The 26,163-nt window shown below is 72.4% G+C and carries 22 protein-coding genes and 1 riboswitch; of the genes, 16 read left to right on the top strand and 6 right to left on the bottom strand.

The genetic code is table 11. The features are described 5' to 3' along the window. Window positions 1-135 precede the first annotated feature (135 nt). From CRP56_RS09820 to cobI, 9 genes are all read left to right on the top strand, one after another. Window positions 136-1,380, top strand: coding sequence for an inorganic phosphate transporter (locus tag CRP56_RS09820; protein ID WP_097262312.1), 1,245 nt, complete (start codon window positions 136-138; stop codon window positions 1,378-1,380). Window positions 1,381-1,408: 28 nt separating this feature from the next. Further along, window positions 1,409-1,630, top strand: a complete 222-nt coding sequence (locus CRP56_RS09825; protein WP_059197252.1) for a hypothetical protein — start codon at window positions 1,409-1,411, stop codon at window positions 1,628-1,630. A 158-nt stretch (window positions 1,631-1,788) separates the two neighbouring features. After that, a riboswitch (cobalamin riboswitch) is annotated at window positions 1,789-1,929 on the top strand. 101 nt (window positions 1,930-2,030) lie between these two features. Then, window positions 2,031-2,978 (top strand): cobalamin biosynthesis protein, encoded by a 948-nt coding sequence (locus CRP56_RS09830; RefSeq protein WP_097262313.1) that lies wholly within the window; start codon window positions 2,031-2,033, stop codon window positions 2,976-2,978. Continuing rightward, window positions 2,975-4,486, top strand: a complete 1,512-nt coding sequence (locus tag CRP56_RS09835; protein ID WP_097262314.1) for a cobyric acid synthase — start codon at window positions 2,975-2,977, stop codon at window positions 4,484-4,486. The genes CRP56_RS09830 and CRP56_RS09835 overlap by 4 nt, the downstream gene beginning before the upstream one ends. After that, on the top strand, window positions 4,483-8,139 hold the full coding sequence (gene cobN, locus CRP56_RS09840) for a cobaltochelatase subunit CobN (protein ID WP_097262315.1): 3,657 nt from the start codon (window positions 4,483-4,485) through the stop codon (window positions 8,137-8,139). The genes CRP56_RS09835 and cobN overlap by 4 nt, the downstream gene beginning before the upstream one ends. After that, window positions 8,136-10,127, top strand: a complete 1,992-nt coding sequence (locus CRP56_RS09845; protein WP_097262316.1) for a putative cobaltochelatase — start codon at window positions 8,136-8,138, stop codon at window positions 10,125-10,127. The genes cobN and CRP56_RS09845 overlap by 4 nt, the downstream gene beginning before the upstream one ends. Next, window positions 10,127-10,726, top strand: coding sequence for a cob(I)yrinic acid a,c-diamide adenosyltransferase (cobO, locus tag CRP56_RS09850; protein ID WP_097262317.1), 600 nt, complete (start codon window positions 10,127-10,129; stop codon window positions 10,724-10,726). The genes CRP56_RS09845 and cobO overlap by 1 nt, the downstream gene beginning before the upstream one ends. After that, on the top strand, window positions 10,726-12,111 hold the full coding sequence (locus tag CRP56_RS09855) for a cobyrinate a,c-diamide synthase (protein ID WP_097273886.1): 1,386 nt from the start codon (window positions 10,726-10,728) through the stop codon (window positions 12,109-12,111). Before cobO ends, CRP56_RS09855 begins: the two co-directional genes overlap by 1 nt. Beyond that, on the top strand, window positions 12,096-12,842 hold the full coding sequence (cobI, locus tag CRP56_RS09860; protein WP_097262318.1) for a precorrin-2 C(20)-methyltransferase: 747 nt from the start codon (window positions 12,096-12,098) through the stop codon (window positions 12,840-12,842). The genes CRP56_RS09855 and cobI overlap by 16 nt, the downstream gene beginning before the upstream one ends. A gap of 17 nt (window positions 12,843-12,859) precedes the next feature. Here cobI and CRP56_RS09865 read toward each other — a convergent pair whose 3' ends face one another. Next, window positions 12,860-13,588, bottom strand: coding sequence for a ZIP family metal transporter (locus CRP56_RS09865; protein ID WP_097273888.1), 729 nt, complete (start codon window positions 13,586-13,588; stop codon window positions 12,860-12,862). A 98-nt stretch (window positions 13,589-13,686) separates the two neighbouring features. Between CRP56_RS09865 and cobM the strand changes: the two genes are divergently transcribed. From cobM to cobC, 6 genes are read left to right on the top strand one after another with little or no spacing between them, the layout of a single operon-like run. After that, on the top strand, window positions 13,687-14,505 hold the full coding sequence (gene cobM / locus CRP56_RS09870) for a precorrin-4 C(11)-methyltransferase (RefSeq protein ID WP_079308229.1): 819 nt from the start codon (window positions 13,687-13,689) through the stop codon (window positions 14,503-14,505). Further along, window positions 14,502-15,737: a precorrin-6y C5,15-methyltransferase (decarboxylating) subunit CbiE gene (cbiE, locus tag CRP56_RS09875; protein ID WP_097262320.1), complete on the top strand. Its 1,236-nt coding sequence runs from the start codon at window positions 14,502-14,504 to the stop codon at window positions 15,735-15,737. Before cobM ends, cbiE begins: the two co-directional genes overlap by 4 nt. Then, the gene (gene cobJ, locus CRP56_RS09880) at window positions 15,734-17,434 is read left to right on the top strand and encodes a precorrin-3B C(17)-methyltransferase (protein WP_097262322.1); all 1,701 of its coding nucleotides are present in this window, start codon (window positions 15,734-15,736) and stop codon (window positions 17,432-17,434) included. Before cbiE ends, cobJ begins: the two co-directional genes overlap by 4 nt. Further along, entirely contained in the window at window positions 17,431-18,021 is a 591-nt protein-coding gene (locus tag CRP56_RS09885; protein WP_097262325.1) for a precorrin-8X methylmutase, read from the top strand. The genes cobJ and CRP56_RS09885 overlap by 4 nt, the downstream gene beginning before the upstream one ends. Continuing rightward, the gene (locus CRP56_RS09890; protein WP_097262327.1) at window positions 18,018-18,950 is read left to right on the top strand and encodes a sirohydrochlorin chelatase; all 933 of its coding nucleotides are present in this window, start codon (window positions 18,018-18,020) and stop codon (window positions 18,948-18,950) included. Before CRP56_RS09885 ends, CRP56_RS09890 begins: the two co-directional genes overlap by 4 nt. Beyond that, a complete protein-coding gene (gene cobC / locus CRP56_RS09895; RefSeq protein WP_097262329.1) occupies window positions 18,940-20,016 on the top strand; it encodes an Rv2231c family pyridoxal phosphate-dependent protein CobC in 1,077 nt (358 codons plus the stop codon). Before CRP56_RS09890 ends, cobC begins: the two co-directional genes overlap by 11 nt. A 59-nt stretch (window positions 20,017-20,075) precedes the next feature. Here cobC and CRP56_RS09900 read toward each other — a convergent pair whose 3' ends face one another. The 5 genes from CRP56_RS09900 to CRP56_RS09920 all read right to left on the bottom strand — a co-directional run bounded on the left by CRP56_RS09900 (window position 20,076) and on the right by CRP56_RS09920 (window position 24,852). Then, window positions 20,076-20,984: an SCO1860 family LAETG-anchored protein gene (locus CRP56_RS09900; protein WP_097262331.1), complete on the bottom strand. Its 909-nt coding sequence runs from the start codon at window positions 20,982-20,984 to the stop codon at window positions 20,076-20,078. Between the two features lie 254 nt (window positions 20,985-21,238). Next, on the bottom strand, window positions 21,239-22,330 hold the full coding sequence (locus CRP56_RS09905; protein WP_097262333.1) for an amidohydrolase family protein: 1,092 nt from the start codon (window positions 22,328-22,330) through the stop codon (window positions 21,239-21,241). Between the two features lie 26 nt (window positions 22,331-22,356). Beyond that, window positions 22,357-23,154, bottom strand: coding sequence for an amino acid ABC transporter ATP-binding protein (locus tag CRP56_RS09910; RefSeq protein WP_097262335.1), 798 nt, complete (start codon window positions 23,152-23,154; stop codon window positions 22,357-22,359). Further along, window positions 23,151-23,984: an amino acid ABC transporter permease gene (locus CRP56_RS09915; protein ID WP_097262337.1), complete on the bottom strand. Its 834-nt coding sequence runs from the start codon at window positions 23,982-23,984 to the stop codon at window positions 23,151-23,153. Before CRP56_RS09915 ends, CRP56_RS09910 begins: the two co-directional genes overlap by 4 nt. 4 nt (window positions 23,985-23,988) lie before the next feature. Then, on the bottom strand, window positions 23,989-24,852 hold the full coding sequence (locus CRP56_RS09920; protein WP_097262339.1) for a transporter substrate-binding domain-containing protein: 864 nt from the start codon (window positions 24,850-24,852) through the stop codon (window positions 23,989-23,991). A gap of 184 nt (window positions 24,853-25,036) precedes the next feature. Between CRP56_RS09920 and CRP56_RS09925 the strand changes: the two genes are divergently transcribed. Beyond that, window positions 25,037-26,137 (top strand): pyridoxal-phosphate-dependent aminotransferase family protein, encoded by a 1,101-nt coding sequence (locus CRP56_RS09925; protein ID WP_097262341.1) that lies wholly within the window; start codon window positions 25,037-25,039, stop codon window positions 26,135-26,137. The last annotated feature ends 26 nt before the right edge of the window (window positions 26,138-26,163 follow it).

The raw sequence follows: 26,163 nt of genomic DNA on the forward strand, positions 1-26,163 counted from the left end.
TGCGGTGGGCGGCGCCCGGATCGGAGGGAAAACCCTCGGTTCCAGACACCGTGCGGCCCGCCCCAGTTCATCTTCCGTTCACCCTGGTTACCTACGTTCAACGCGCCAATGACGCTCGAACGATTGCCTGGGTAAATGGAAAACTTCTCGCTGATCCTCGCGATTGTGGTGGTAACCGCACTCGCGTTCGATTTCACGAACGGTTTTCACGACACCGCCAACGCGATGGCCACGACCATCTCGACCGGTGCGCTCAAGCCCAAGGTCGCGGTGGCCATGTCCGCCGCGCTCAACCTTGTGGGCGCCTTCCTCTCCGTGGAGGTCGCCAACACGATCTCCAAGGGTCTCGTCGACGAGAGCGGCATACGTCCAGAGGTGATCTTCGCGGCCCTGGTGGGCGCGATCCTCTGGAACCTGCTGACCTGGCTGGTCGGACTCCCCTCCAGCTCCTCGCACGCCCTCATGGGCGGTCTGATAGGCGCCACCATCGCTTCGGCGGGCACGGGCGCGGTCCACGGTGACGCCCTGGTCACCAAGGTCCTGATCCCGGCGGTCGCGGCCCCGCTGGTCGCGGGCATCGCGGCCATGCTGGCCACGCGGCTGTCCTACACGCTCGGCAAGAAGGCGGACGGCAAGTCGGCCGCCAAGGGCTTCCGTGCCGGCCAGATCGCCTCAGCCGGCCTGGTGTCCCTCGCCCACGGCACGAACGACGCGCAGAAGACGATGGGCATCATCACCCTCGCCCTCGTCGCCGGCGGCGCCGTCGCGCCCGACTCCGACCCGCCCACCTGGGTCATCCTCTCCGCGGGTCTGGCCATCGCGCTCGGCACGTACCTGGGCGGCTGGCGCATCATCCGCACCATGGGCAAGGGCCTGACCGACCTCCAGCCGCAGCAGGGCTTCGCCGCCCAGACCAGCGCGGCGACGGTCATCCTGGCCTCCTCGCACCTCGGCTTCTCCCTCTCCACCACGCACTCCGTCTCCGGTTCGGTGATGGGCGCGGGCCTCGGCCGCAAGGGCGGCGTGGTCCGCTGGTCGACGGCGACGCGGATGTTCGTGGCGTGGGGTCTCACGCTCCCGGCGGCCGCCCTGGTGGGCGCGCTGGCCGAGTCCGTGTGCGACCTCGGCGACTGGGGCACGGCCGTCGTCGCGGTCTTCCTGATCGCGTCCAGCGCGGCCATCTGGAAGATCTCGCGCCGCGAGGTCGTGGACGCGTCGAACGTCAACGACACCGACGAGCCGGCCGGCGTCGTCACCACGGCGATCGCGGCCGTGACCCCGCCCCCGGCGGGCACGGTGCCGGACGACCTGACCGCCACGATCCCCGCCCCGGCAGCGGCCACCACGGAGCCGGCCGCACCGCCGGCCGCCGCGGTCTGAGCCCCAGCGACGAAGGAAAGCAAGCAGCATGAAGATCGACTGGCAAGCACTGGGCTCCGTCTTCGGCGTCAGCCTCGTCGTCACCGTGGCCCTCGTGGCCCTCTTCACCCTCGGCATCATGGGCCTCTCCCGCCAGGAGCGGGCCTCGGCGGCGGGCGGCTCGGCCGCCCTCGCCGTGACCGGCGCGTACGCCTGCTTCGCCGCGTGTGCGGCGGCGGTGGGGTACGGCATCTATCTGATCGTGGCGTAACACCCGCCGCGACGCGTTCGCGCCCTGTTCCGGGCCCTCTGAAGGGGGTTTCCGGGACAGGGCGTTCTCGCGTTCCCGGCCTCGGATCGCGGGTCCGCCGGGCCGCCGATGTGGGGTTCTGCACACTCCGCTCTCGCAGGTCAACAGCGAGTTGACGGCTCTTCCGGGCCCGTGGTGGACTGCCGGGGCCAAGTACGGCGGCCAGGGAGGAAGTCCGGTGTGAATCCGGCGCGGTCCCGCCACTGTCACCGGGGTAGGTAGCCCCGGGAGCCAGGAACTCCCACCGCCGGTCTCGTCGAACCAGGGCGTGGACACCCTGAGTGAGGACATATCGCCATGCTCGCCTGCCGTTTGAGGTACAGCACCAGGTCGCTGCCCGACCCCACGGCCGGCTGAGCCGATGCGTGCCGATCGCGTCTTCGCGTACGGCGCCGCCGCCGGGCTCGTCGGGGATCTGCTGCTCGGTGATCCGCGCCGTGGGCATCCGGTCGCCGCGTTCGGGCGGGCCGCCGATGCCGTGGAAAAGGTTCTGTGGCGGGATCACCGGGGGTGGGGTGCGCTGCACACCGCCGTGTGTGTCGGGGGTGCCGTGGGGCTGGGTGCCGTTGCCGAGAGAGTCGTACGTCCTTCCCGTACCGCTTCCGTCGTGCTGGCCGGCGTCGCCACCTGGGCCGTCGTCGGGGGGACCTCGCTCGCGCGGGAGGCGCGGGGCATCGGGCGGGCCCTTGAGGCCGGTGACGTCGAGGGCGCTCGCGCTCGGCTGCCGCATCTGTGCGGGCGCGATCCGCAGGCCCTCGACGCCGACGGGATCGCCCGGGCCGTCGTGGAGTCCGTCGCCGAGAACACCTCCGACGCCGTGGTCGGCGCGCTGGTGTGGGGAGCGCTCGGCGGCGTGCCGGGGCTGCTCGGGTTCCGGGCCGTCAACACCCTTGACGCCATGGTCGGGCACAAGTCCGAGCGGTACCGGCGGTACGGGTGGGCCTCCGCCCGCCTCGACGACCTCGCCGGCTGGCCGGGGGCGCGACTCACCGCCGTACTCGCGACCGTGAGCGGTGGTGATCCGCGGGGTGCCCTGCGCGCCTGGCGGTCGGATGCCGCCCAGCATCCGAGTCCCAACGCCGGGCCCGTCGAGGCCTCGTTCGCGGGGGCGCTCGGGGTGCGGCTCGGGGGGACCTTGTCGTACGCGGGGCGGGTCGAGCACCGGCCCGTCCTCAATCAGGCCGGGCGGGCCGTCGCCGCCCACGACATCGAGCGCGCCGTACGGCTGTCCCGGCGCGTCGGACTGCTCGCGCTCGGCGTCTCGGTCGCCGCGCGGGCTCTGACGAAGCGGAAAGGGCGTGCCTCATGAGTGGGGGCGGGCTGCTCGTCGCCGGGACCACCTCCGACGCCGGCAAGAGTGTCGTCACCGCCGGGATCTGCCGGTGGCTGGTGCGGCAGGGGGTCAAGGTCGCGCCCTTCAAGGCGCAGAACATGTCCCTCAATTCGTTCGTGACGCGGGAGGGTGCCGAGATCGGGCGGGCTCAGGCCATGCAGGCGCAGGCCTGTCGGGTCGAGCCGACCGCGCTCATGAATCCCGTGCTGCTCAAGCCCGGCGGGGAGCAGAGCAGTCAGGTCGTACTGATGGGCAAGCCCGTCGGCGAGATGAGCGCGCGCGGGTATCACGGGGGGCGGCAGCAGAAGCTGCTCGGGACCGTGCTCGACTGTCTCGCCGAACTGCGGGGCACGTATGACGCGGTGATCTGTGAGGGGGCCGGCAGCCCGGCCGAGATCAATCTGCGGCGAACCGACATCGTCAACATGGGGATCGCCCGCAACGCCGGGCTCCCGGTGCTGGTGGTCGGGGACATCGACCGGGGCGGTGTCTTCGCGTCCTTCTTCGGGACCGTCGCGCTGCTGTCCGAAGAGGATCAGAAGCTGGTCGCCGGGTTCCTCGTGAACAAGTTCCGGGGGGACGTCTCCCTGCTCGAACCCGGGCTCGACATGCTGCACGGGCTCACCGGACGGCGGACGTACGGCGTGCTGCCCTTCCAACACGGGCTCGGGATCGACGAGGAGGACGGGCTGCGGGTGTCGCTGCGCGGGACCGTCCGGGAGTCGAACACGGCCCCTCCCGTCGGGGAGGACGTGCTGCGGGTCGCCGTCTGTGCCGTCCCCCTCATGTCCAACTTCACCGACGTCGACGCCCTCGCCGCCGAACCGGGTGTCGTCGTGCGGTTCGTGGACCGGCCGGAGGAGCTCGCCGACGCCGATCTCGTGGTGATCCCGGGGACGCGCGGTACGGTGCGGGCCCTGGAGTGGCTGCGGGAGCGGGGGCTGGCCGCCGCGCTCGTCAGAAGGGCCGCGGAAGGGCGGCCGATCCTCGGCATCTGCGGCGGCTTCCAGGTCCTCGGCGAGCACATCGAGGACGAGGTCGAGAGCCGGCAAGGGCAGGTCGAAGGCCTCGGGGTGCTGCCCCTAAGGGTTTGGTTCGCCCCCGAGAAGATCCTTACCCGGCCGGAGGGGGAGGCACTCGGGGAACGGGTCGCGGGGTACGAGATCCATCACGGCGTCGCCGACGTCACGGGCGGCGTCCCCTTCCTGGACGGCTGCCGGGTCGGCCAGACCTGGGGCACCCACTGGCACGGCTCGCTGGAGTCGGACGGCTTCCGGCGGGCCTTCCTGCGCGAGGTGGCCGCCGCCACGGGCCGCCGGTTCGTGCCGGCGCCCGACACCTCGTTCGCCGCGCTGCGCGAGGAGCAGCTCGACCGGCTCGGCGACCTCATCGAACAGCACGCGGACACCGACGCGCTCTGGCGGCTCATCGAGTCGGGCGCGCCGCAAGGACTGCCTTTCATTCCACCGGGAGCGCCCGCATGAGCACTGTGTTGTTGTTGTCGACCGCCGACACGGACCTGTTGGCGGCCCGGGCCGCCTCGGGTGCGGACTACCGGATCGGCAACCCGACCCGCGTGGACGTGGCGGCGGAGCTGCCGGGGCTGATCCAGGGCTCCGACATCGCCGTCGTACGGCTGCTCGGTGGCAAGCGGGCCTGGGAGGACGGGCTGGCCGCGCTGAGGGCGTCCGGTGTGCCGACCGTGCTCCTTGGCGGCGAGGCCGTGCCCGACGCCGAGTTGATGGCCGAGTCGTCGGTGCCGGCCGGTGTGGTCGCGGAGGCGCTGAAGTACCTCGTCGAGGGCGGACCCGCCAACCTCACCGAGCTCGCCCGGTTCCTGTCCGACACCGTGCTGCTGACCGGTGAGGGGTTCCTGGAGCCGCAGAAGATGCCGGAGTACGGCGTCCACGGCGAACGTGCCTTCGTCGAGGGCCGGCCGAGTGTCGGCGTGCTCTTCTACCGGGCCCATGAACTCAGCGGCAACACCGCCTTCGTGGACACCCTCTGCGACGCGATCGAGGCACGCGGCGCCAACGCCCTTCCCGTGTACTGCGGTTCGCTGCGCGGCGCCGACGCCGGACTGTACGAGATCCTCGCGAAGACCGACGCCCTCGTCGCCACCGTCCTCGCCGCCGGCGGCACCCACGCCTCGCAGGCGTCGGCGGGCGGCGACGAGGAAGCCTGGGACATCGGCGCGCTCGCCGAGCTCAACGTGCCGGTGCTGCAAGGACTTTGCCTTACGTCGTCCAAGGCGGCCTGGGACGAGTCCGACGCCGCCCTCTCCCCCATGGACGCGGCGATGCAGGTCGCGATCCCCGAGTTCGACGGGCGGATCATCACCGTTCCGTTCTCCTTCAAGGAGCAGGGGCCGGACGACGTCCCCGTGTACGTCGCCGACCCCGAGCGGGCCGGGCGCGTCGCCGGGATCGCCGTACGGCACGCGCGGTTGCGGCACAAGCCGAACGCCGAGAAGAAGCTCGCGCTCGTCTTCACCGCGTACCCGACCAAGCACTCGCGGGTCGGCAACGCGGTCGGCCTCGACACCCCGGCCTCGGCGGTGCGGGTGCTGGACGCCCTCAAGCGGGCGGGGTACTCGCTCACCGAATACCCCTCCGGCGGCGACGAGTTGATCCACCGGCTCATCAACGCCGGTGGCCACGACGTGGAATGGCTCACCGAGGAGCAGCTGGCCGCCGCGCCCGCGCGGGTGCCGCTGGCCGACTACCGGGCGTGGTTCGACAAGCTGGACCCGGAGCTGCGGGACGGCATGCTGGAGGCGTGGGGCGAGCCGCCGGGCAGCCTCTACGTCGACGGGGACGACATCGTGCTCGCCTCGCTCCAGTTCGGGAACGTCGTCGTGATGATCCAGCCGCCGCGCGGCTTCGGGGAGAACCCGATCGCGATCTACCACGACCCCGACATGCCGCCGTCGCACCACTACATGGCGGCCTACCGCTGGCTGGAGAACTCGTTCGGCGCCGACGCCATCGTCCACATGGGCAAGCACGGCACGATGGAGTGGCTGCCGGGCAAGGGGCTCGGGCTGAGCGGCGGTTGCGCCCCGGACGCCGTGCTCGGCGACCTCCCGCTCATCTACCCGTTCATCGTCAACGACCCCGGCGAGGGCACCCAGGCCAAGCGCCGCGGGCACGCCACCGTCGTCGACCACCTCGTGCCGCCGATGGCGCGGGCCGACACCTACGGCGACCTCGCCAAGCTGGAGCAGCTCCTCGACGAGTACGCGCTCGTCTCGGACCTGGACCCGACGAAAGCGCCGGCCGTGCGGGCGCAGATCTGGACGCTGGTCAAGGCGGCCGAGCTCCATCACGACCTGCATGTCGAGGACCAGCCGGACGACGATGACTTCGACGAGTTCGTCATGCACATCGACGGCTATCTGTGCGAGATCAAGGACGTGCAGATCCGCGACGGGCTGCACATCCTGGGCGGCGGGCCGGTCGGTGAGGCACGGGTCAACCTCGTGCTCGCCGTGCTGCGGGCCTCGCAGGTGTGGGGCGGGCAGGCGAACGCGCTGCCGGGGCTCCGGGCTTCCTTCGCGGCCCATTTCGGGCTGGTGGAGAAGGAGTTGCTCGCCGAGCCGGGGGCACCCCTGAAGGTGCCGGTCGAGCTGACGGAGCTGGTCGAGGGTCCGGCCCGCAGCGCCGCCGACGCGATCGACCTGCTGGAGCAGTTGTGCCGACGGGTAGCGGAGGGCATGGAGGCGCGGGACTGGGACGTCGCGGTCGCCCCGGCCGTGCTGCGCGGTGTGCTCGGGATCGAACTCCCGGACGGGGTCGCCGTGTTGGAGTTCGCCTGCACCGAGGTGGTGCCGCGGCTCGCCCGCACCACCGACGAGATCGACCACATCCTCAAGGCGCTCGACGGCGGTTACGTCCCGGCGGGCCCGTCCGGTTCGCCGACCCGCGGTCTGGTCAACGTGCTGCCGACCGGGCGGAACTTCTACTCGGTCGACCCCAAGGCCATTCCCTCCCGGCTGAGTTGGGAGGTCGGGCAGGCGCTCGCCGACTCGCTCGTCCAGCGGTACCTGGCCGACACCGGCGAGTACCCGAAGTCCGTCGGGCTGACGGTGTGGGGCACGTCCGCGATGCGCACCCAGGGCGACGACATCGCCGAGATCCTGGCGCTGCTGGGCTGCCGTCCCGTGTGGGACGAGGCGTCGCGCCGGGTGACCGGCTTCGAGATCATCGGGCTGGAGGAGCTGGGGCGGCCGCGCATCGACGTCACCGTCCGCATCTCCGGGTTCTTCCGGGACGCGTTCCCGCACGTGGTGGGGCTGATCGACGACGCGGTGCGCAAGGTGGCCGAGCTGGACGAGCCCGCCGAGCGCAACTTCGTGAAGGCGCACGCCGACGTGGACACCGCCGAGCACGGTGACCGGCGGCGCGCGACGGCCCGTATCTTCGGCTCCAAGCCGGGCGCGTACGGCGCCGGTCTGCTGCCGCTGATCGACGCGCGGAACTGGCGGAGCGACGCGGACCTCGCCGAGGTGTACGCGGTGTGGGGCGGTTACGCCTACGGGCGCGGGCTGGACGGGCGGGCGGCGCGCGGGGACATGGAGACGGCGTTCAAGCGGATCAACGTGGCCGCGAAGAACGTCGACACCCGCGAGCACGACCTCGTCGACGCCGACGACTACTTCCAGTACCACGGTGGCATGGTCGCGATGGTCCGCCACCTCACGGGCGCCAACCCCGAGGCCTACGTGGGCGATTCGGCCACCCCGGACCAGGTGAAGACCCGCACGCTGGGCGAGGAGACGCACCGGGTGTTCCGGGCGCGTGTCGTGAACCCCCGCTGGATGGCGGCCATGCGCCGGCACGGCTACAAGGGCGCCTTCGAGATGGCGGCGACCGTCGACTACCTCTTCGGCTACGACGCCACGGCGGGCGTGGTCGACGACTGGATGTACGAGAAGCTCAGCGCCGAGTACGTCTTCGACCCGGAGAACCAGGACTTCATGAAGAAGTCCAACCCATGGGCGCTGCGCGGCATCACCGAACGGCTTCTGGAGGCCGCCGAGCGCGGGCTGTGGGCGGAGCCGGACGCGGAGACGCTGGAGCGGCTGCGCGCCACGTACCTGGAGCTCGAAGGCGATCTGGAGGGCGACGACCAGTGAGTACCCCGTTTCCGTTCACGGCCGTCGTCGGCCAGGACGACCTGCGGCTCGCGCTGCTGCTGAACGCCGTGTCACCGGCGGTCGGCGGTGTGCTGGTGCGCGGTGAGAAGGGCACCGCCAAGTCGACGGCGGTGCGGGCGCTCTCGGCGCTGCTGCCGGAGGTGGCGGTCGTTCCCGGCTGCCGGTTCTCCTGTGACCCGGCCCGGCCCGACCCCGGCTGCCCGGACGGCCCGCACGAGCCGGGTCCCGGCACCTCGCGTCCCTCCCGCATGGTCGAACTCCCCGTCGGTGCCTCCGAGGACCGGCTCGTCGGTGCCCTCGACATCGAGCGGGCGCTCGCGGAGGGCGTGAAGGCCTTCGAGCCCGGCCTGCTGGCCGACGCGCACCGCGGGATCCTCTACGTCGACGAGGTCAATCTTCTCCATGACCATCTCGTCGACCTGCTGCTCGACGCCGCCGCGATGGGCGCCTCGTACGTGGAACGCGAGGGCGTGTCCGTGCGGCATGCCTCGAAGTTCCTGCTCGTCGGGACCATGAATCCCGAAGAGGGTGAGCTGCGGCCGCAGTTGCTGGACCGGTTCGGGCTGACCGTCGAGGTGGCCGCCTCGCGGGAGCCCGACCAGCGGGTGGAGGTCGTCCGGCGGCGGCTCGCGTACGACGACGACCCGGCGGGTTTCGCGGCGCGTTGGGCCGAGGAAGAGGCCGCTGTACGTCAACGGGTCGTCGCCGCGCGGGAGTTGTTGCCGTCGGTGCGGCTCGGGGACGGGGCGCTGCGGCAGATCGCGGCGACCTGTGCCGCGTTCGAGGTGGACGGCATGCGGGCCGACATCGTGATGGCGCGTACCGCCACCGCGCTGGCCGCGTGGGCCGGGCGGACCGACGTGCTCGCCGAGGACGTACGGCAGGCCGCGCTGCTCGCGCTGCCGCATCGCAGGCGCCGTAACCCCTTTGACGCGCCGGGACTTGATGAGGACAAGCTCGACCAGACGCTGGAGGAGTTCAGCGGCGAGGGCGAGGACGATCCCGACCCGGACGGGCCCGGTGGGGGTGGCGGGCAGCCGACGCCGGACGACGGGTCGCAGGGCGACTCCGGGGGCGCGGCGCAGCCCGAGGCCGGGGAGGGCGGGGAGCCGCAGGCCGGCGGTGCCGGTGGCGGCGAGCAGTCCGCCGTACGGGCTGCGGAGCCCTTCCGTACCAAGGTGCTCAGCGTGCCGGGGCTCGGGGACGGTGCCGCGGGGCGGCGTTCGCGGGCGCGGACCGAGCACGGGCGGACCACGGGCGCGCGGCGCCCTCGGGGTGCGCTGACCAAGCTGCATCTGGCGGCCACCGTGCAGGCGGCGGCGCCGCATCAGCGGGCGCGCGGCCGGTCCGGTCCGGGGCTTGTACTGCGCCGGGACGATCTGCGGCAGGCGACGCGGGAGGGGCGCGAGGGGAATCTCGTGCTGTTCGTGGTCGACGCCTCCGGGTCCATGGCCGCGCGGCAGCGGATGAGCGCCGTGAAGGGTGCCGTGCTGTCGCTGCTGCTGGACGCGTATCAGCGGCGGGACAAGGTGGGGCTGGTGACGTTCCGGGGGACGGCGGGTGAGGTGGCGCTGCCGCCGACGTCGTCCGTGGATGCCGCCGCGGCCCGGTTGGAGTCGCTGCCGACGGGTGGGCGTACGCCGCTCGCCGCCGGGCTGCTGAAGGCGCACGAGGTGCTGCGGGTCGAGCGGTTGCGGGACCCGGCGCGGCGGGCGCTGGTCGTCGTGGTGACCGACGGGCGGGCCACGGGTGGGCCCGAGCCGGTCGCGCTGTCGCAGCGGGCGGCGCGGTTGTTCGCCGCCGACGGGGTCGCCTCCGTCGTCGTCGACTGCGAGTCCGGGCCCGTGCGGCTGGGGCTCGCCGGGCAGTTGGCGGGTGAGTTGGGGGGTACGGCGGTGACGCTCGACGAGTTGCGGGCCGACTCCATCGCCGGGCTGGTCAAGGACGTACAGAGGAGGGCCGCGTAATGCCGCAGGGGCAGCCGAGTGTGGTGCCGGACGACGGTCTGACGACCCGTCAGCGTCGTAATCGTCCGCTGGTGGTCGTGCATACCGGGGTGGGGAAGGGCAAGTCCACCGCTGCGTTCGGGCTTGCCTTGCGGGCCTGGAACCAGGGGTGGCCCATCGGGGTGTTCCAGTTCGTCAAGTCGGCGAAGTGGAAGGTCGGCGAGGAGAACGCGCTGCGGGTGCTCGGCGCGTCCGGCGAGGGCGGGTCCGTCGACTGGCACAAGATGGGCGAGGGGTGGTCCTGGGTTCAGCGGGACGCCCAGATGGACAACGAGGAGAAGGCCCGGGAGGGCTGGGAGCAGGTCAAGCGGGACCTCGCCGCCGAGACGTACAAGCTGTATGTGCTCGACGAGTTCGCCTACCCCATGCACTGGGGGTGGGTGGACACCGATGAGGTGATCGCCGTGCTGCGGGATCGGCCGGGCACGCAACACGTCGTCATCACCGGGCGGAACGCTCCCGAGAAGCTCGTCGACTTCGCCGATCTCGTCACCGACATGTCCAAGGTCAAGCATCCGATGGACGCCGGGCAGAAGGGGCAGCGGGGTATCGAGTGGTGATGTCCTCCTCGTCCGTTTCCGTTCCTCGGTTGGTCATTGCCGCGCCCTCTTCCGGGAGCGGCAAGACCACCGTTGCCACGGGGTTGATGGCCGCGTTCGCCGCGCGGGGGCTCGCCGTGTCTCCGCACAAGGTCGGGCCGGACTACATCGACCCCGGGTATCACTCGCTCGCCACGGGGCGGGTGGGGCGGAATCTCGACGCGTACCTGTGCGGGCCGGAGTTGATCGGGCCCTTGTTCGCGCACGGGGCGCGCGGGTGTGACATCGCCGTCGTCGAGGGTGTGATGGGGCTGTACGACGGGGCCGCGGGGGAGGGTGAACTGGCGTCCACCGCTCATGTCGCGAAGCTGTTGCGGGCGCCGGTGGTTCTTGTCGTCGACGCCTCTTCGCAGTCGCGGTCGGTGGCTGCGCTGGTGCACGGGTTCGTCTCGTGGGATCCGGAGGTGCGGGTCGGGGGTGTGATCCTCAACAAGGTCGCGTCCGACCGGCATGAGGAGCTGCTGCGGGAGGCGTTGGAGTCGGCCGGGGTGCCGGTGCTGGGGGTGTTGCGGCGGGCGGCTCAGGTGGATACGCCTTCCCGGCATCTGGGGTTGGTGCCCGTTGCCGAGCGGCGGGGGGCGGCGCTTGAGGCTGTGGCGGCTATGGGTGCGCAGGTTGCTCAAGGATGCGATCTGGACGCGTTGGAGGCGCTTGCCCGCGCTGCCGGTCCCGTACCAGGGGGCTCCGCCCCCTGGACCCCCACCTCGCCCACCCACCACCCGTCTCGGTTGGTCGAAAGGCCAAGTCCCGTCGTCGCCGTCGCCGGTGGCCCCGCCTTCACCTTCTCCTACGCCGAGCACACCGAGCTCCTCACCGCCGCCGGCGCCGAGGTCGTCACCTTCGATCCCCTGCGTGACGAGGAACTGCCCCCCGGCACCCGCGGCTTGGTCATCGGCGGTGGCTTTCCCGAGGTGTACGCCTCCGAGCTGTCCGCCAACGAACCCCTGCGCAAGGCCGTCGGTGAGCTCGCCCTCAGTGGCGCCCCCGTCGCCGCCGAATGTGCCGGGCTGCTCTACCTCTGTCGTGAGCTCGACGGGCTTCCCATGTGCGGCGTGCTCGACGCGTCCGCGCGGATGAGCGAGCGGCTCACGCTCGGGTACCGGGACGCGGTGGCCGTCGGCGACAGTTCCCTCGCCGTCGCCGGGACCCGGATGCGGGGGCACGAGTTCCATCGGACCGTCGTGGAGCCCGGTGCCGGGGCGGCTCCCGCATGGGGGGTGCGCGCCCCTGCCCGGCGCGTCGAAGGTTTCGTACAACAAGGTGTGCACGCGAGTTATCTGCACACGCACTGGGCGTCGCAGCCCGATGTGGCCCGTAGGTTCGTGGAGAGGTGCCGGACGTCATGAGCAGCAGCAGGTTGATCGGAGTCGGGGTCGGTCCCGGCGATCCGGAGCTGGTGACCGTCAAGGGCGTCAACGCGCTGCGTGCCGCCGATGTGGTCGTCGTACCCGTGATGGACACGGGGGAACGCGGGCGGGCCGAGGCCACCGTGCTGCACTACGTCGGGCAGGAGAAGGTCGTCCGGGTGGTGTTCGCGCTGAACGAGCGGACCGACCGGGGGCGGCGGGAGGCCGCCTGGGACGCCGCCGGGGCGCGGGTAGCCGAGCTGCTCGGTGCGCACGGCACCGTCGCCTTCGCCACCATCGGCGATCCGAACGTCTACTCCACCTTCACCTATCTCGCGCAGACCATCGCCGAGCTGGTGCCGGGGACCCTCGTGGAGACCGTGCCCGGCATCACCGCCATGCAGGATCTCGCCGCGCGGTCGGGGGCCGTCCTCACCGAGGGCACCGAGCCGCTGACGCTGGTGCCCGTCACCGCCGGTGCCCAGGCGCTCAAGGACGCCCTCGCCGGGCCGGGGACGGTCGTGGCGTACAAGTTCGGGCGGCAGGCCCAGGAGGTCGCCGAGGCGCTGCGGGAGACCGGGCGGCTCGACGACGCCGTGTGGGGGTCGGCGCTCGGGCTGCCGGAGGAGTCCGTGCGGCCGGCGGCCGAGCTCGACGGCGCCCCGCTCCCCTACCTCTCCACGCTCATCGCGCCCGCCCGGCGTGACGGCGGGCGGGGCGGCAAGCTGTGACCTCGCCCCTCGGGGCGTCAGTCGGCGATGCCCACCACCAGCCAGATGAACGCCACGCCCGCGACCGTGCACAGCAGGGTCGAGCGGGCGGGGTGTTCGTGGTGGGCCTCGGGGAGGATCTCGGCGGCCGCCAGATAGAGGAGCGCGCCGCCGAAGAAGCCGAGATACCCGCCGAGCAGCTTCTCCGGGATGGTGAAGAGGAGGGTCGACGCCGCGCCCACGACCGGTGCCGCCGCGTCCGCGACCAGCATCGCCATCGCCCGGCGGCGGGCGTTCCCGTACAGGCTCGTGATCGTGTACGTGTTGAAGCCGTCCGCGAAGTCATGGGCGATGACCGCGAGGGCCACCGCGGTGCCCATGCCGCCGCCCACCTGGAAGGCCGCGCCGATCGCCACACCGTCCATGGCGCTGTGGCCGACCATCGCCGCCGCGGCCGTCAGGCCCACCTCGGGGACCCTGCCGTTGTGTTCCTCGGCGCCGTGCGCTGCCTGCCGTACCGCCAGCAGACGTTCCACCAGATGGGCCGCCAGGAAGCCCGCCACGAACAGCAGAAGGGCCGCCGGGACGCCGAACACCTCGGTGCCCGCCGCCTCCAGCGCCTCCGGCAGCAGGTCCAGGCCGACCACGCCCAGCATCAGGCCGCCGGCCAGGCCGAGGACCAGGTGACGGCGGTCGGTCACCCGCTGCGCCGTCCAGCCGCCGGCCAGTGTCATCAGGAACGCGCCGAGCGCGACGAACACCGCCATGGGCCCTTCGTATCCGATGAAGGCCCGTTCACGCACATCCGGCACCAGCGGTGCCACCAGCTCCCCCAGTGATTCTTCGTACGAGAGGACCCGAACCCATGGCCGACGCCCCCACCGGCAAGGTGACCTTCGTCGGTGCCGGACCCGGCGCCGCCGACCTGCTGACGTTCCGTGCCGCGCGTGCCATCGCCGAGGCCGACGTCGTGATCTGGGCGGCGAGCCTGGTCCAGGCCGAGGTCCTGGAGCATGCCCGGGAGGGCGCGGAGATCCTCGACTCGGCGACGATGTCGCTGGAGGACGTCGTGGCCGTGTACGAGCGGGCACATCAGCACGCGTTGAAGGTCGCCCGTATCCACTCCGGCGACCCCGCCCTGTGGGGCGGTACGCAGGAGCAGCTCGACCGGTGTGCGCGGATCGGCATCGCGACCGAAGTGGTCCCCGGTGTCTCCGCGTTCTCCGCCGTGGCCGCGCTCGCGCAGCGCGAGCTGACCATTCCCGAGGTCGCGCAGTCCGTGGTGCTCACGCGTCTCGGTGGCGGCAAGACGCCGATGCCGCCCGGCGAGGAAGTGCGGGAGTTCGCCAAGCACGGCACCACCATGGCGATCTTCCTGTCGGCGGCGCGCAGCGGTCAGCTGGTGCGGGAGCTGCTGGAGGGCGGCTATCCGACGTCAACGCCGGTGGTCGTCGCCTATCAGGCCACCTGGCCCGAGGAGCTCGTCGTGCGGTGCACGATCGAGACGCTGGAGGAGACGGTGAAGGAGCACAAGCTCTGGAAGCACACCCTCTTCCTGGTCGGGCCCGCGCTCGACGCCGAGGGCACCCGCTCGCACCTGTACCACCCCGGTCACTTCCACGGCTACCGCAAGGCCGACCCGGAGGCCCGCCGGGCCCTGCGCGCGCGGGGTGCGAGTACGTGATCACGGTCTTCGGTACGGGGACGGGGGCGCCGGTTCCCGCCGACGTGCTGGCCGGGGCCCGGCTGGTGGTGGGCGGCCGGCGTCATCTGGCGTCCGCGCCCGTGCCCGACGACGCCGAGCAGGTCGTCCTCGGGCCGCTCGCGCCCGCGCTGGACGTCATCGAGCGGCATCTGAAGGCGGAGAGCCCGGTGGTCGTGCTCGCCTCGGGTGATCCCGGGTTCTTCGGGATCGTGCGGGCGCTGGCCGAGCGGTTCGGCTCCGAGCGGTTGGACGTACGGCCAGGGGTGTCGTCCGTCGCCGCCGCGTTCGCGCGGCTCGGGCTGACATGGGACGACGCGGTCGTGGTCAGCGCACACGGGCGGGAGTTGCGGACGGCCGTCCACGTGTGCCGGGCGCGGCCCAAGGTCGCCGTGCTGACCGGGCCGGGTGCCGGGCCCAACGAGCTGGGGGCCGCGCTGCGGGCCGACGCCCGGGTCCTGGTCGTCGCCTCCGCGCTGGGCTCCGCCGAGGAGCGCGTCGAGCGGGTGACGCCTGCCGAGGCCGCCGCCCGTGACTGGGGGACGTCGGTCAGCGTGGTGCTGTGCCTGGACGAGACGCGGCTGCTGGGCGCCGCCGCGCGCACGGTCGCCGGGGCCGACGTCGGCCCCGGCCGATGGGCGCTGGACGAGGACGAGTTCACGCACCGCGACTCGATGATCACCAAGTTCGAGGTACGGGCCCTCGCGCTGGCCCGGCTCGGCCCACGACTCGGCGACCATGTCTGGGACATCGGGGCGGGCTCCGGTTCCGTCGCCGTGGAGTGCGCGCGGCTCGGTGCCGCCGTCACCGCCGTCGAGAAGACCCCGGACGGCGTCGAGCGGGTGCGCGCCAACGCGGTCGCGCACGGGGTCGACGTGCGGGCCGTGCACGGGGCCGCGCCCGCGGTGCTGTCCGATCTCGAAGACCCCGACGCCGTGTTCGTCGGCGGCGGCGGGCGCGAGCTGCCCGCGATCGTCACCGCGTGCGCGCGGCGCGCCCGGCGGACGGTCGTCGTGGCGATGGCCGCGCTCGACCGGGTGCCGGCCGTGCGCGAGGCGCTCACCGGCGCCGGGTTCTCCTGCGACGGCGTGCTGTTGCAGTCGTCGCGGCTGGCGCCGCTGCCCGGGGACGTGACCCGGCTCGCGGCGACCAACCCTGTTTTTCTGCTGTGGGGGTACCGAACCCCCGTGTCTCATGAGGGAGTTGCCCTGTGATCGGCCTCATTTCCGCCACCGCGGCGGGCGCGGCTGCGCGCGACCGGCTGGCCGCGGCGTGGCCGGAGCGGACGCGCGTGTACGAAGGTCCCGTCGGGGACGCCGTACGGGCCGCGTTCGCGGAGTGCGAGCAGCTGGTGTGCTTCCTCGCCACGGGGGCCGTGGTGCGGCTCGTCGCGCCGCTGCTCGGCGACAAGACGTCCGACCCGGGTGTGGTGTGCGTCGACGAGGCGGGGCGGTTCGCCGTGTCGCTGGTCGGCGGACATGGCGGCGGCGCCAATGAACTGGCCCGTGAGGTCGGGGAGTTGCTGGGCGCGGAGCCGGTGATCACGACCGCGACGGACGCGGTGGGGCTGCCGGGGCTCGACACGCTCGGCTTCCCCGTCGAGGGCGATGTCGCCGCCGTGTCGCGGGCGCTCCTCGATGGTGAACCGGTCGCCCTGAAGGCGGAGTTGGCGTGGCCACTGCCCGCGCTGAAGGTCACCGAGGACGGCTCCCATGTCGTGCGGGTCACCGACCGGCTCGTCGACGCCGCCGAGCGGGAGGTCGTGCTGCGGCCGCCGTCCCTCGTCGTCGGGGTCGGCGCCTCGAAGGGGGCGCCGGTGGACGAGGTGCTGGAGCTGGTGCGGGACGCGCTGCGGGACGCCGGGCTGTCAGAGGCGTCCCTCGCCGAACTCGCCACCGTGGACGCCAAGGCCGAGGAGCCGGGGATCGTCGAGGCCGCCCGCGCACTGGGCGTCCCGCTGGTCACCCACGCCGCCGCGGACCTCGCGGCCGTCGAGGTGCCCAACCCCTCCGACGCTCCGCTGGCCGCCGTGGGCACGCCCTCGGTCGCCGAGGCCGCCGCGCTCGTCGGGGGCGGTGAACTCCTCGTCCCCAAGCGGAAGTCCTCGCGGGCGGACGGCCACGCCTCGATGGCGACCTGTGCCGTCGTACGGCGTCCCGCGCGCGGCCGGCTCGCGGTGGTCGGGCTCGGGCCCGGCGCCCGGGATCTACTCACGCCCCGCGCGAAGGCCGAACTCCAAAGCGCCGCCGTGCTGGTCGGTCTCGACCAGTACGTCGACCAGATCCGCGACCTGCTGCGGCCCGGCACCCGGATCCTGGAGTCGGGGCTCGGGGCCGAGGAGGAGCGGGCCCGGACAGCCGTGGCGGAGGCCCGCAAGGGGCGGGCCGTCGCGCTGATCGGCAGCGGGGACGCGGGCGTGTACGCCATGGCCTCCCCCGCGCTCGCCGAGGCCTCCGACGACATCGAGGTCGTCGGGGTGCCCGGGGTGACCGCCGCGCTCGCCGCCGCCGCGATCCTGGGCGCGCCGCTGGGCCACGACCATGTGTCCATCAGCCTGTCCGACCTGCACACTCCGTGGGAGGTCATCGAGCGGCGGGTGCGGGCGGCGGCCGCGGCGGACATCGTGGTCACCTTCTACAACCCGCGTTCCCGGGGCCGTGACTGGCAGCTGCCGAAGGCGCTGGCGATCCTCGCCGAGCACCGGGAGCCGGCCACGCCGGTCGGGGTCGTGCGGAACGCCTCGCGGCCGGACGAGTCCAGTCGGCTCACGACACTGGGGTCCCTGGATCCGGCGACGGTCGACATGATGACGGTCGTGACCGTCGGCAACACGGCGACCCGGGACATCGCGGGGCGCATGGTGACGCCGCGCGGCTACCGCTGGCAGACCGCAGAGGAGGGCGCCAAGTGATCCGAGAGGTCCACCCCATCGAGGAGGAGTCCTACCGGCGGCTGCGGGCCCGCCTGGACACCTCGCACTTCCCGCCGCTGACCCGGGCGGTGGTCGAGCGGGTCATCCACTCGGCCGCCGACCTGGCGTACGCCGACGATCTCGTCATGGACGAGGGCGAGTTGGAGAAGGCGCATGCCGCGCTGCACGGTGGGGCGCCGGTCGTCGTGGACGTCGAGATGGTCGCGGCCGGCATCACCCGGCGCGAGACCGTCTGCCGGCTGCGCGATGCCGTGGCCGGGCCGGGGCTGACCCGCTCCGCGCACGCGATCCGGCTCGCCTACGAGCAGGTCGGCCCCGGCGCCCTGTGGGTGATCGGCAACGCGCCGACCGCGCTGGAGGAACTGCTCACCCTGGACGCCGCCCCGGCGCTCGTCATCGGTCTGCCCGTCGGCTTCGTCGGCGCGGTCGAGTCCAAGGCCGCGCTGCGCGAGAGCGGGCTGCCCGCCGTGAGCAACGTGTCCGAGAAGGGCGGGTCGGCCGTCGCGTCGGCCGCGCTCAACGCCCTCCTGTACCACCCTGTTTCGCATTCCGAGGAGACATCGTGACCGCCCCCAAGCCCGCTCTGCTCATCGCCGGCCACGGCACCCGGGACGAGGCCGGGGCCGAGGCGTTCCGCGCCTTCGTACGGGAGTTGGGGCGCCGCCACCCCGAACTGCCCGTCGCGGGCGGCTTCATCGAACTGTCCCCGCCGCCGCTGGGTGAGGCCGTCACCGAGCTGGTGGACAGAGGCGTACGACGGTTCGCCGCCGTGCCGCTGATGCTGGTCTCCGCCGGGCACGCCAAGGGCGACATCCCGGCGGCGCTGGCCCGCGAGAAGGAACGGCACCCGGGGATCTCGTACACCTACGGGCGTCCGCTGGGCCCGCACCCGTCGCTGCTGAACGTCCTGGAGCGACGGCTGGAGGAGGCGCTCGGCACCGAGGGGCGCGCGCCCGGCGACCTCGCCGACGTGACCGTGCTGCTCGTCGGGCGCGGTTCCACCGACCCGGACGCCAACGCCGAGGTGCACAAGGCGGCCCGGCTGCTGTGGGAGGGGCGCGGGTACGCGGGCGTGGAGACGGCGTTCGTGTCGCTGGCCGCTCCGGACGTGCCGAGCGGCCTGGACCGGTGTGTGAAGCTGGGCGCGCGGCGGATCGTCGTCCTGCCGTACTTCCTGTTCACCGGCATCCTCCCGGACCGCGTCCGGCAGCAGACCGAGGGCTGGGCCGCCGCCCACCCGGAGGTCGAGGTGCGCTCGGCGGACGTCATCGGTCCTGAGCCGGAGCTGCTCGACCTGGTGATGGAGCGGTACGAGGAGGCGATCAAGGGCGATCTGCGGATGAACTGCGACTCGTGCGTGTACCGCATCGCGCTGCCCGGCTTCGAGGACAAGGTGGGCCTGCCGCAGCAGCCGCACTTCCACCCCGACGACGACGGCCACCATCACCACGGCCACGGACACCACCACCACGGCTCCCACTCCCATGCACACTGACAGACAGGACACCGGCAGCCACGACCTGCGGCACCACGGTGACGCGGAGGTTCGGGACGACGGGGCGCGGCTCACCGACCTCGCCGTGAACGTCCGCGCGGACACGCCTCCGAGGTGGCTGCGGGAGCGGATCGCCGAGTCGCTGACCGGGCTGGCCGCCTACCCGGACGGCCGCGAGGCGCGGGAGGCGGTCGCGGCCCGGCACGGTCTGCCCGCGGAGCGGGTGCTGCTCACCGCCGGTGCGGCGGAGGCCTTCGTGCTGCTCGCCCGCGCCCTGGAGCCCCGTCGTGCGCTGGTCGTGCACCCGCAGTTCACGGAGCCGGAGGCGGCGCTGCGGGACGCGGGGCACACCGTCGACCGGCTGCTGTTGCGCGCGGAGGACGGCTTCCGGCTCGACCCGGCGGCCGTCCCCGAGGACGCCGACCTGGTGGTGATCGGCAACCCGACGAACCCGACGTCGGTCCTGCACCCGGCGGGCACGATCGCCCGACTCGCCCGTCCCGGGCGGACGTTGGTGGTGGACGAGGCGTTCATGGACGCGGTGCCGGGCGAGCGGGAGGCGCTGGCGGGACGCACCGACGTCCCCGGGCTCGTCGTCCTGCGCAGCCTGACCAAGACCTGGGGGCTGGCCGGACTGCGCATCGGGTACGTCCTCGCCGCGCCGGAGACCATCGAGGAACTGGAGCGGGCCCAGCCGCTGTGGCCGGTGTCCACCCCGGCGCTCGCGGCGGCGCGGGCCTGCGTGCAGCCGCAGGCCCTGGCCGAGGCGGCCCACGCGGCGCACCGGATCGCCGCCGACCGGGCCCATCTCGTCGCCGGGCTGCGGGAGTTCGCCCCGGACGGACTCACGGTGGCCGAACCGGCTCAGGGCCCCTTCGTCCTCGTACGTCTGCCCCGGGCCGCCGCCGTGCGCCGGCATCTGCGCGACCTCGGTTTCGCGGTGCGGCGCGGGGACACGTTCCCCGGCCTGGACGAGGAGTGGCTGCGGCTCGCGGTGCGGGACCGGACGACGGTCAACTCGTTCCTCCAGGCGCTGGACCAGGCGATGGTGCTGTCACAGCACTGAGCGGCGGCGCCGGCGCGAGCAGAACGCGCCGGCGCCACACATCTGTCGGTCGCCGTCGCTCAGTTCCTGCCGCGCCGCGCCACCGCGACCGCTCCCCCGCCCGCGACCATCAGGGCGATCGCGCCGCCCGCGATGTACGGGGTCATGGAGTTGCCGCCGGTCTCGGCCAACCCGGCCTCGGCGGGGGCGCCTTGGGGCTTCACGTCGCCGCCGGCCGGGTCCTCGGAGGGCGCTGTGGCGGCGGGTGCCGCCGGGGCCTCGCAGGTGGCCTTCGCCAGGGTCAGGGTGCCCTCGACCTCGGCCACGTTGAGCTTCAACGGGTTGACGGAGACGGTGAGTTCGAGGGCGGTGGCGGCGGCCGTGCGCGAGGTGGTCTCGCGCTTGGACAGGTCGAGGCGGACCTCGCCCACGCCCGGGACCTTCACCTCGGTCGGTCCGCCCGCGCTCAGCGTGACCTTCTTGCCGAGCACGGTGACGTCACCGAGCACGTTGGACCGGGCGACCGGCGGCTTCCCGGCCTCGCAGACCGCCTCGGACCTGACCGTGCCGAGCTCGACGACCGAGAGCAGCGGCAGGCCGGGGACGTGGAGCCTGGCGTGGGCGAGGTGGGTCGAGGCCTCGGCCTTGGTCGCGGTGACGTCCGCCTTCGCCGACGCCACCTCGGCGTTCAGCACGCTGAAGGCCTGGCCGTTGTTCACGCCGTTCAACTCGGCGGTCAGCGCGGTCTTCTCGGCGCTCTGCGGCGCCTGCACTTCGTTCAGGGAGACCGCGAGCGGGACGTTCACGGTCTTGTTGAGCAGGGACACGTCGAGCCCGGTGCGCAGGACGACGGCGCTCGCGCGGCCCTCGTCGCCGGTGGCGTGGGCGGAACCCGCGCCCGCCAGGGCCGCGGGACCGGCGGCCAGGGCGGTGGCCGTCGCGACGGTCGCGAGACGGCGTGCGGGCATACGGAAGTTCTTGCCGTTCAAGGTGGGGACCCCTCAGAGGAGACTTGCTCGGGACTCGGCAAGAATTACGCACTGAGAGTGAACAGTCAGCGGTCCGACGGGAGTTCACCCCAACGTGGTGTTCCCGTGAACCTTTTCGATTCATGCGGCACGGGTGTTCCTCGAAGTCACCCCCGTACCCCCTTCTGTGCGAGCGCGTGCGTTGACGGGGCGGCGCGTGAGCGGGAGTGCAGAACGAGCCAGGCCGCTCGCCGGTTACGCTCCGTCAACGCGGCTCAGGCGGTGACCCGGCCGTCGAGGACGACCCGCTGCGGGTCCGCCAGCACGCGTACGTCGGCGCGCGGATCGGACGCGTAGACCACGAGGTCGGCCGGGGCGCCCTCCTCCAGGCCGGGGCGGCCGAGCCAGGTCCGGGCCTTCCAGGTGGTCGCCGCGAGGGCCTCGACCGGCGGGATGCCGGCGGTGACGAGTTCCGCGACCTCGGCCGCGACCAGGCCGTGCGGCAGGGTGCCGCCGGCGTCGGTGCCGACGTACACCGGGATGCCGGCGTCGTAGGCGCAGCGCACGGTGTCGTAGCGCCGCTCGTGCAGTCGCCGCATGTGCGCCGACCAGCGCGGGAACTTGGCCTCGCCGCCCGCCGCGAGCTGCGGGAAGGTGGCGATGTTGACCAGGGTGGGGACGATCGCCACGCCGTGCTCGACGAAGAGCGGGATCAGTTCCTCGGTCAGCCCGGTGGCGTGCTCGACGCAGTCGATGCCGGCGCCGACCAGGTCCGGCAGGGAGTCCGCGGAGAAGCAGTGGGCGGTGACCCGGGCGCCGAGGCGGTGGGCCTCGGCGATGGCCGCGTCCAGGGCGTCCCGCGGCCAGAGGGCGGACAGGTCGCCGAGCTCGCGGTCGATCCAGTCGCCGACCAGCTTGACCCAGCCGTCGCCGCGCCGGGCCTCCTGGGCGACGTACGCGACCAGGTCGTCCGGCTCGATCTCGTGGGCGTAGCCGCGGATGTAGCGGCGGGTGCGGGCGATGTGCCGGCCGGCGCGGATGATCTTCGGGAGGTCCTCGCGGTCGTCGATCCAGCGGGTGTCGGACGGCGAACCGGCGTCCCGGATCAGCAGGGTGCCGGCCTCGCGGTCGGTGAGCGCCTGCTTCTCGGCGACGTCCTGCGGGACCGGGCCGTGCGGGCCGAGGCCGACATGGCAGTGCGCGTCGACCAGGCCCGGCAGGGCCCAGCCGACGACGGAGCGGATGTCACGGGCGCCAGCGGGACGGTCGTAGGAGATCCGGCCGTCGATGATCCACAACTCGTCGCGGACCTCCTCGGGTCCGACCAGGATCCGTCCCTTGACGTGCAGCACCGCGCGATCGTTCATGCCTCGCACCTTAGCGGCGGCCCTCTTCAGTCGGTCTTGCCGCCCACCTGGTCGGACCTCTCCTCCTCCACGTCCGCCATCGCCGGGTCGAGGAGGCGGGACAGGAAGTGGCGGGTGCGTTCGTGGCTCGGGTTGCCGATGACCTGGGCGGGGACGCCGTCCTCGACGATCACTCCGCCGTCCATGAAGACGACCCGGTCGGCGACCTCGCGGGCGAAGGTCATCTCGTGGGTGACGACCATCATGGTCATGCCCTCGTCGGCGAGCATGCGCATCACCGCGAGGACGTCGCCGACGAGTTCGGGGTCGAGCGCGGAGGTCGGCTCGTCGAAGAGCATCACCTCGGGGCCCATGGACAGCGACCGCGCGATGGCGACGCGCTGCTGCTGGCCGCCGGAGAGGGAGGCCGGGTAGGCGTCCGCCTTCTCCGACAGGCCGACGCGTTCCAGGTTCTCGGCGGCCACCTTCGCCGCCTCCGCCTTGCCGCGCCTGAGGACCCGGCGCTGCGGCAGCGTGAGGTTCTCGGTGACGGTGAGGTGCGGGAAGAGGTTGAACTGCTGGAAGACCATGCCGATCCGGCGGCGTACGGCGTCGATGTCGACGTCCGGGTCGGTGAGTTCGGTGCCGCCGACGAAGACCCGGCCCTGGGTGGGCTCTTCGAGGAGGTTCACGCAGCGCAGCAGCGTGGACTTGCCGGAGCCGGACGGGCCGATGACGCAGACGACCTCGCCGCGCCCAATCTCCAGGTCGATGCCCTTGAGGACCTCGTTGTCGCCGAACGACTTGTGCAGGCCCCGGACTTGGATCTCTGCCGTGCTCGTCACTTGACCGCCTCCTGGGCCTTGGCCTCCATACGGCGGACGACGAAGCCGAGCGGGATCGTCACCAGCAGATAGCACAGGCCGGCGACGAGGATCGGCGTGGAGTTGGCGGTCTGGCTGGCCAGATCGCGGCCGTACTTGGACAGTTCGCGTTCCTCCAGGGTGACACCGAGGAACAGCACCAGCGAGGAGTCCTTGAAGAGCAGGACGAGTTCGTTGGTGAGCGGCGGCAGGATGATGCGGAACGCCTGCGGGATGATGATCCAGACCATGGCCCGCGCGGGCGAGAAGCCCAGTGAACGGGCCGCCTCCAGCTGCCCCTTGGGCACCGCCTGGATGCCGGCGCGGATCGTCTCCGCCATGTAGGCCGCCGCGACCAGGCCGAGCGCGAGCGCGACCTTGCCGTAGGTGCCGCCGGGGATCTCGGTCCCCGGGAAGGCGAGCGGTACGGCCACGCCGATGAAGATGAAGATCAGCAGGGCGGGCAGGCCGCGGAAGATCTCGATGTAGACACCGGCGAACCAGCGGTACGGGCCCACCGACGACAGCCGCATGAGCGCTATGACCATGCCGAGCACGAGTCCGAAGGCGAACCCGGACAGCGTGTACAGCACGGTGTTCTTGAGCGCCAGCGTGATGACGTCCGGGAACATCTGCTGCGCGATGTCCCACTGGGCGAACTGGTTCTTCAGCCGGTCCCAGTCCGCCGACACCGCGAAGGCGATCACGGCGCCGACGAACACGACGTACTGCGCGCCGCGCGAGAGGCTGCGCTTCTGACGCCGGGTCAGGCCCTTCTTCCTGGGCTGGAGTGGTACGTCTGTATCGGCCATGGGGTCAGGATGCCGACGCGGACGGGGAGGCGGAGGCCGCCGAGGCGTCGTACGGGCCGATCCACTTCTCGTACAGCTTCTTGTACGTGCCGTCGGCCTTGGCGTCGGCGAGGGCCTTGTTGATGGCGGCGAGGAGCTTGGTGTTGCCCTTCTTCACCGTGAAGCCGTACTGCTCACCGGTGTTGAGCTGCTCGGCGACCTTGAAGGCGTCGGAGTTGGCCTTGTCCTTCAGCCAGCCCTGGACGACCGGGTAGTCGATGATGACGGCCTTGACCTGGCCGGAGCGCATGCCGTTGAGGACGGCGTCGGAGGACTCGAAGGAGACCGGGTCGAAGCCCTGCTTCTTGGCGTAGTCCTCGCCGGTGGTCTGCGCCTGGGCGCCGAGCTTGACCTTCTTGGCCTTGGCGTCGGCGAGCGAGGTGATCCCGCTGTCCTTGTCGACGAGCAGGGCCTGGGTGGCGTCGAAGTACGGGTCGGAGAAGTCGACGTTCTTCTTGCGCTCCTCGGTGATGGTCATGCCGGCCGCGGCGAGGTCGCACGCGCCGGAGTTGAGGAAGGCGCCCGTCTTGAAGTTCTCGAAGGGGGTGTCGAGGATCTCCTGCTTCACGCCGAGGTCGTCGGCGACCAGGTCGATCAGCGAGACGTCGAAGCCCTGCACCTTGCCGTCGATCTCCGACTGGAAGGGCGGGTAGGGCAGGTGGGTGCAGGTGGTGAGCTGCCCCGCCTTGACGAGCTCGACGCCACCGGCGGCGGTCTTGGTGCCGCTGCCTCCGTCGTCGTCCGAGGAGCAGCCGGCCACGAGCAGGAGCCCGGCCGTCGCGGTGGTGGCGGCCAGGATGCGGGTCCGGCGCCCGAGGATCGTCTTCACGGGGGAGCCTCCTGTGAGGGAACTGTGGGTTCCGATTATAAGGAAAGGTTTGGGTCTCTCAAATCAAAGCGATGGTTCCGAGGCCGTTCAGCCTAAGAAGCACCGGTCGGCGGTGGTCAGCGGGGGTCGGCGTGGGGCGGTTACCCTCGATCACCTCTACCCCAGTGAGCGAAAGAGCACCGCTGTGACGCATCCGTTCCTTGACCTGGCCCCGCTGAGCGCCGCGCACTTCGCGTCGATCGAGGACCGCGTGGCGCGGCTGCTGGACACCGGGCAGGACGTCGTGATCATGCAGGGCGAGGCGCTGCTGCCCCTGGAGGGGGCGATCCGGGCGACGGCGGGTCCGGGGACCGTCGCGCTGAATGTCATCACCGGCCCCTACGGGCAGACCTTCGGGGACTGGCTGCGGGACTGCGGGGCGACGGTGATCGACCTCGCGGTGCCGTTCCACACCGCCGTCACGGCCGAGCAGATCCGGGAGGCCTTCGCCGAGCACCCGTCGATCGACTTCGTGTCGCTGGTGCACGCGGAGGCGGCGACCGGCAACACCAACCCGGTCGCGGAGATCGGCGAGGTCGTACGGGAACACGGTGCGCTGTTCTACCTGGACGCGGTCGCCTCGATCGGCGCGGAGCCGGTGCTGCCGGACGCGTGGGGCGTCGACCTGTGCGTGATCGGGGCGCAGAAGGCGATGGGCGGGCCCGCCGGGGTGTCGGCGGTCTCGGTGAGCGAGCGGGCGTGGGCGCGGATGGCGGCGAACCCGCGGGCGCCGCGGCGGTCGTACCTGTCGCTGCTGGACTGGAAGGAGCGGTGGGTCGACGGCGGCCGCAAGGCGCTCCTGCACGCGCCCGCGCAGCTGGAGATGCTGGCGCTCGAGGCGTGTGTCGAGCGGATCGAGGAGGTCGGCCTTGACGCGGTGATGGCCCGGCACGCCTCGGCCGCGGCGGCGACCCGGGCGGGGGCCGTGGCGCTGGGTGGCGGGCTTGAGCCGTACGTGTACGAGGCCCGGGACGCAGCGCCGGTGGCCACGACGCTGCGGGCGCCGGCCGGGGTGGTGGCGTCGGAGCTGGTGGCCCGGGCGCTGGCCTCGGACCCGGCGTTGCCGCTGGCCGCGGGCGGGGGTGCGCTGGCCAAGGAGATGATCCGGGTGAACCACTACGGGGCGGACGCCACGCCGGGGGCGGTACGGGCGAGCCTGGCGGCGCTCGGCGCCGCGCTGGCCGAGCGGGGGCTGGGTGTGGATGCGGAGGGGGCGTTGCGGGCGGTGGAGGGTGAGTGGCGGTAGGGGGCGGCGGCAGGCGGGCCTCCTCC

Source organism: Streptomyces sp. TLI_55 (genome assembly GCF_900206255.1).
GTDB lineage: Bacteria > Actinomycetota > Actinomycetes > Streptomycetales > Streptomycetaceae > Streptomyces > Streptomyces aquilus.

Coding starts and splice junctions, on each gene's coding strand:
- CRP56_RS09915 (WP_097262337.1), bottom strand. CDS start 23,984: ATGGCCGATACAGACGTACCACTCCAGCCCAGGAAGAAGGGCCTGACC.
- CRP56_RS09835 (WP_097262314.1), top strand. CDS start 2,975: ATGAGTGGGGGCGGGCTGCTCGTCGCCGGGACCACCTCCGACGCCGGC.
- cobC (WP_097262329.1), top strand. CDS start 18,940: ATGCACACTGACAGACAGGACACCGGCAGCCACGACCTGCGGCACCAC.
- cobM (WP_079308229.1), top strand. CDS start 13,687: ATGGCCGACGCCCCCACCGGCAAGGTGACCTTCGTCGGTGCCGGACCC.
- CRP56_RS09865 (WP_097273888.1), bottom strand. CDS start 13,588: ATGGCGGTGTTCGTCGCGCTCGGCGCGTTCCTGATGACACTGGCCGGC.
- CRP56_RS09855 (WP_097273886.1), top strand. CDS start 10,726: ATGTCCTCCTCGTCCGTTTCCGTTCCTCGGTTGGTCATTGCCGCGCCC.
- cobO (WP_097262317.1), top strand. CDS start 10,127: ATGCCGCAGGGGCAGCCGAGTGTGGTGCCGGACGACGGTCTGACGACC.
- CRP56_RS09820 (WP_097262312.1), top strand. CDS start 136: ATGGAAAACTTCTCGCTGATCCTCGCGATTGTGGTGGTAACCGCACTC.
- cobN (WP_097262315.1), top strand. CDS start 4,483: ATGAGCACTGTGTTGTTGTTGTCGACCGCCGACACGGACCTGTTGGCG.
- CRP56_RS09830 (WP_097262313.1), top strand. CDS start 2,031: ATGCGTGCCGATCGCGTCTTCGCGTACGGCGCCGCCGCCGGGCTCGTC.
- CRP56_RS09825 (WP_059197252.1), top strand. CDS start 1,409: ATGAAGATCGACTGGCAAGCACTGGGCTCCGTCTTCGGCGTCAGCCTC.
- CRP56_RS09905 (WP_097262333.1), bottom strand. CDS start 22,330: ATGAACGATCGCGCGGTGCTGCACGTCAAGGGACGGATCCTGGTCGGA.